Origin of the sequence: Isoptericola sp. NPDC056134 (assembly GCF_042264825.1) — a bacterium.
GTDB lineage: Bacteria > Actinomycetota > Actinomycetes > Actinomycetales > Cellulomonadaceae > Isoptericola > Isoptericola nanjingensis.
Genome location: NZ_JBHJVM010000028.1, coordinates 37,761 through 42,465 on the forward strand (window position 1 = coordinate 37,761; position 4,705 = coordinate 42,465).

The 4,705-nt window shown below is 74.5% G+C and carries 4 protein-coding genes; 2 read left to right on the forward strand and 2 right to left on the reverse strand.

Annotated elements, in window-relative coordinates; all coding sequences use genetic code 11:
- Nucleotides 1-96: 96 nt before the first annotated feature.
- Both ACFCZN_RS19100 and ACFCZN_RS19105 read right to left on the reverse strand, forming a co-directional pair.
- Nucleotides 97-1,218 (reverse strand): threonine aldolase family protein, encoded by a 1,122-nt coding sequence (locus tag ACFCZN_RS19100; protein ID WP_430557801.1) that lies wholly within the window; start codon nt 1,216-1,218, stop codon nt 97-99.
- A gap of 18 nt (nt 1,219-1,236) precedes the next feature.
- Nucleotides 1,237-2,295, reverse strand: a complete 1,059-nt coding sequence (locus ACFCZN_RS19105; RefSeq protein ID WP_429765372.1) for a LacI family DNA-binding transcriptional regulator — start codon at nt 2,293-2,295, stop codon at nt 1,237-1,239.
- A gap of 124 nt (nt 2,296-2,419) precedes the next feature.
- Here ACFCZN_RS19105 and ACFCZN_RS19110 point away from each other — a divergent pair, with 124 nt between their 5' ends.
- Together ACFCZN_RS19110 and ACFCZN_RS19115 are read left to right on the forward strand one after the other, a co-directional pair.
- Nucleotides 2,420-3,577, forward strand: a complete 1,158-nt coding sequence (locus ACFCZN_RS19110) for a Gfo/Idh/MocA family protein (RefSeq protein ID WP_430557802.1) — start codon at nt 2,420-2,422, stop codon at nt 3,575-3,577.
- On the forward strand, nt 3,574-4,674 hold the full coding sequence (locus ACFCZN_RS19115) for a Gfo/Idh/MocA family protein (protein WP_430557803.1): 1,101 nt from the start codon (nt 3,574-3,576) through the stop codon (nt 4,672-4,674). The genes ACFCZN_RS19110 and ACFCZN_RS19115 overlap by 4 nt, the downstream gene beginning before the upstream one ends.
- Nucleotides 4,675-4,705: the final 31 nt, after the last annotated feature.

Here is a 4,705-nt window from a genome sequence, read left to right on the forward strand (position 1 = left end):
TCCCTCTGCCTCCCTCGGGTTTTCTGTGGGGAAGTGGCTTTCTTTTTTTGGCGCGCCCTTCCACCCCCCCCCCCCGAACCCGAACTGCCGCTGCGATCAGGCGAGGGCGTCGGCGGCCGCCGCGACGAACGCGTCGACCGTCCCCGGCGCGGTGTCCCAGGCGCACATGAGCCGCACCTCGACGCGGTCGGGCGTCTCGCCGTCGGCCCAGTCGTAGAAGCGGGCGACGGCGCGCAGCCGGTCGGCGGCGGGGCGGGGGAGCGTGGCGAAGACGGCGTTCGCCTCGGTGGGGCGGGTGACGCGCACGCCGTCGCCGTCCGACCCGGCCAGCGCCTCGAGCCCCGCGCGCAGCCGCGCGGCCATCGCGTTCGCGCGCGCGGCGTTGCGGTGCCACAGCGGCTCCGCGTCGTCCGGCTCCCCGAGCAGGGCCAGGAGCTGCGCGGAGACGAACCGCGTCTTGGACGCGAGCTGCATCGTCGCCTTGCGCAGGAACGGCACGGCGGCGGCGGCCGCCTCCCGCGCGCGGGCGGACGCGGCGTCCGGGGCGGCGTCGGGCCCGAGGACCAGCACGGCCTCGCCGAGCATGCCGCCGTTCTTCGCGGCGCCGAGGGAGACGACGTCGACGCCCGCGTCGGTGGTGAGGGCCCGCAGCGAGCAGCCCAGCGTCGCGGCCGCGTTCGCGAGGCGTGAGCCGTCCACGTGCACGGCCATCCCCAGGTCGTGCGCGACGTGCGTCAACGCCCGCAGCTCCTCGAGCGGGTAGACGGTGCCGAGCTCGGTCGACTGCGTGAGGGACAGCACCGCGGGGTGGGCGCGGTGCACGTCGTCGCGCTGCCCGGCCCAGCGCGCGACGTCGTCGGGCGTGATCCGGCCGTCCACGGACGGGCAGGCGAGCAGCTTGAGGCCGCCGACCCGCTCGGGCGCGCCGTTCTCGTCGGTGTTCACGTGCGCGACGTCGGACACCACGACGCCGCCCCAGCGTGGCGACAGCGCGGTGAGCGACACGACGTTCGCGCCGGTGCCGTTGAGCACGGGGAACGCGAGCGCCCCGGCGCCGAACACCTCGCGCACGCGGGCGTCGAGGCGCGCCGTCCACGGGTCGTCCCCGTACGCGACGGCGTACCCGTCGTTCGCCGCGGCGACGGCGGCGAGGACGTCCGGGTGCGCGGGCGCGTAGTTGTCGGAGGCGAACGGCGGGAGGGTGCGGGGCTCGGTCACGGGCTCAGGGTAAGGGCGTCACCGGGGCGGTTCCTGGACGGCCTCCGCACCGGGGCGCCCGCCGGTGGACTCCCGCCACACGATGCGGTGGATCGGCGCGCCGGGCGCCGGACGGGGCTCGCCTCGCACGGTCGCGACCAGCCGGCGCATCGCGGTGCGGCCGGCCTCGGGGAAGTCGACGTCGACGGTGGTGAGCGACGGCATCATCAGCGCCCCCATCGCGAAGTTGTCCCAGCCGGTGACGACGAGGTCGTCCGGCACCGACCAGCCGCGCTCGGCGGCGCCGCGCACCACGCCCGCGGCGAGGTAGTCGTTCCCGGCGACGACCGCGAGGGGTGGCGCGTCCGCGGGGATCTCGGCGACGGCGCGACGCGCGTCGTCGCCCGACCAGGAGCCGCCGATGACCCCGAGGGACACGACGTCGGCCGTGGTGGGGTCCGCGGCGGCCCGGGCGACGGACGCCAGGTACACGTCGCGGCGGGCGCGGGCCGAGGCGTAGTGGTCGGGGCCCGCGACGTGCACGAACCGGCGGTACCCGGCGGCCACGAGCGCCCCGACCAGCACCTCGACGGTGCTCGCGTCGGCGAGGTTGCCGACGCTGCGCATCTGCTCGTCGAACGTGGCCTCGGCGACGACGGGCGCGCCCCCGTCCGGACTCGCGGAGCCGGACGGGTCCGCGAGGGCCGCGGGCAGCACGGGGACGAGGGTGAGGACGCCCTCGTACTGGCCGCTCTCGGCGAGGTCCCGGACGCGACCGGTGCGCTCCTCGAGGGTGCCGTCGACGGTGTGGGTCTCCATCACGTACCCCGCCGCCTCGGCGACCTCCCCGGCGCCGGTGAGCAGCCTGACCTGGTGGTCCAGGCTCGCGCCGGTCACCACGGCGAGCCGGCCGGACCGCCGGGTGCGCATGGACCGTGCGGCGAGGTTGGGCCGGTAGCCGACCGACTCGGCCACCTCGAGCACCCGCGCGCGGGTGGCCGCCGAGATGGTGCCGCGCCCGGTGAGCGCGTAGGACACCGTCGCCTGGGACACCCCGGCGAGGCGCGCGACGTCGCGGCTGGTGGGTGGGTTCGGCACCGCCACAGTATGACCTCCCTCACCTCTCGCCTTGACAGGTCCGCTGCCCGGCGGCCAGTCTGATCACCGCTGCATGATACGTATCATGCCGGATCGTCAGCCAGCTCGTTCCATCGGAGGAACCATGCTCACCATCGGGATCGTCGGCACGGGCGGCATCGCCCGGGCGCACGTCGACGGCTACCAGCGCTTCGCGGGGGAGTGCGAGATCGTCGCGCTGTGCGACCCCGCCCCGGGCCGCGCCGAGGCCATGCGCGCGGAGCTCGGGCTCGACGGCGCCCGCGTCTACACCGACGCGGCCGAGATGCTCGCCGCCGAGCAGCACCTCGACCTCGTCAGCGTCGCGACGCCGCCGTCCACCCACGCCGCCCTGTCGATCCAGGCCCTGGAGGCCGGCGTCGACGTGCTCGTCGAGAAGCCCATGGCGCCGTCGCTCGAGGAGTGCGACGCGATGATCGCCGCCGCGCAGGACAACGGCTGCCTGCTGTCCGTCGTCGCGCAGAACCGGTTCCGCGACGACATCGCGACCCTCAAGGAGGTGCTCGACTCCGGCCTCGCGGGCCCCGTCACGCACGCCCAGGTCAGCTCCGCCTGGTGGCGCGGCACCGAGTACTACGACCTGTGGTGGCGCGGCACCTGGGAGCGCGAGGGCGGCGGCTGCACGCTCAACCACGCCATCCACCACCTCGACATGACGCTGTGGATGCTCGGCTCGCCGAAGGCCGTGACGTCGGTGCTCACCAACGCCGCGCACGAGAACGCCGAGGTCGAGGACCTGTCGGTGAGCGTGCTGCAGTACGACCGCGCGCTCGCCGAGGTCACCGCCTCCGTGGTGAGCCACGGCGAGGAGCAGGCGATCGTCGTGCAGGGCCGGAACGCGCGCGTCTCGCAGCCGTGGAAGGTCGAGGCGAACCTGGCCAACCCGAACGGCTTCCCCGCCGACGAGGACGACACGGAGCGGGTCGCGCAGATCGAGGCCGTCGCGGCGGCGCACCGGCCGCTGGAGCACACCGGCCACGCCGGGCAGATCGCCGACATGCTCGACGCCGTACGCGAGCGCCGGCGTCCGGCCGTCGACGGCGACGCCGGCCGCCGCGCCATCGAGCTGGTCACCGCCATCTACGAGGCGGGCATCGAGCGCCGCACCGTGGACCTGCCGCTGTCGCCCGACGACCCCTACTACCGCGCCGGGACCCTCCTGGAGCGGGCGCCGCGGTTCTTCGAGAAGACGGCGTCGGTGGGCGAGCTGCCGGGCGCGATCACGGTGGGGGCGAAGGCATGAGCGCGGGCAGCCCGATCAGCGCGGCGAGCACCGCGAGCGGCGCCGCGTACGCGCCGGAGCCCGTGCCCGCGCCCGTCGTCGAGCCGGGGGAGTTCGTCTTCGCGGCGACCAGCCTCGACCACGGCCACGTGTTCGGCATGTGCGAGGGCCTCGCGGGCGCCGGCGGCACCCTGAAGTGGGTGTACGACCCCGACCCGGCCAAGGTCGAGGTGATGCGCAGCAAGTTCCCCGACGTGCGGGTGGCGCGCAGCGAGGCCGAGATCCTCGACGACGCCGAGGTGCGGCTCGTCGCGGGCGCCGCGGTGACGTCCGAGCGGGCGCCGCTCGGGCTGCGGGTGATCGAGGCCGGCAAGGACTACTTCACCGACAAGGCGCCGCTGACGACGCTCGACCAGCTCGCCGCCGCGCGCGAGGCCACGGCCCGCACCGGTCAGAAGTACGCCGTCTACTACTCCGAGCGGATCCACGTCGAGGCGGCCGTGCTCGCGGAGCAGCTCATCGACCGCGGGGCGATCGGTCGCGTGCTGCAGGTGATGGGCCTGGGCCCGCACCGTCTCGGCACCGGGCGACCGGACTGGTTCTTCGAGAAGGAGAAGTACGGCGGCATCCTGTGCGACATCGGGAGCCACAACTTCGACCAGATGCTGCACTACGCGGGCGCGAAGGACGCGGAGATCAGCCACGCCGCCATCGCGAACTACCACCACCCGGACCACCCCGAGCTGGACGACTTCGGCGAGGCCGGCATCGTCATGGACAACGGGGCCACCGGGTACGTGCGCGTCGACTGGTTCACGCCGGACGGGCTGAGCACGTGGGGCGACGGCCGCACGATCATCCTCGGCACCGAGGGGTACATCGAGCTGCGCAAGTACGTCAACGTCGGCACCGGCGAGGGCGGCGGCCACGTGTTCCTCGTCGACGGCGAGGGCGAGCACCACCTGGTCGCGGACGGCCAGGTCGGCTTCCCCTACTTCGGGCAGCTCATCCTCGACTGCCTGGAGCGCACCGAGAACGCGATGACCCAGGAGCACGCCTTCAAGGCCGCCGAGCTGAGCGTCCTCGCCCAGCAGCAGGCCCGGGTGCTGACGCCCTGACCCGCGAGGGTCGTGGGAGCTCGTCTGGCGC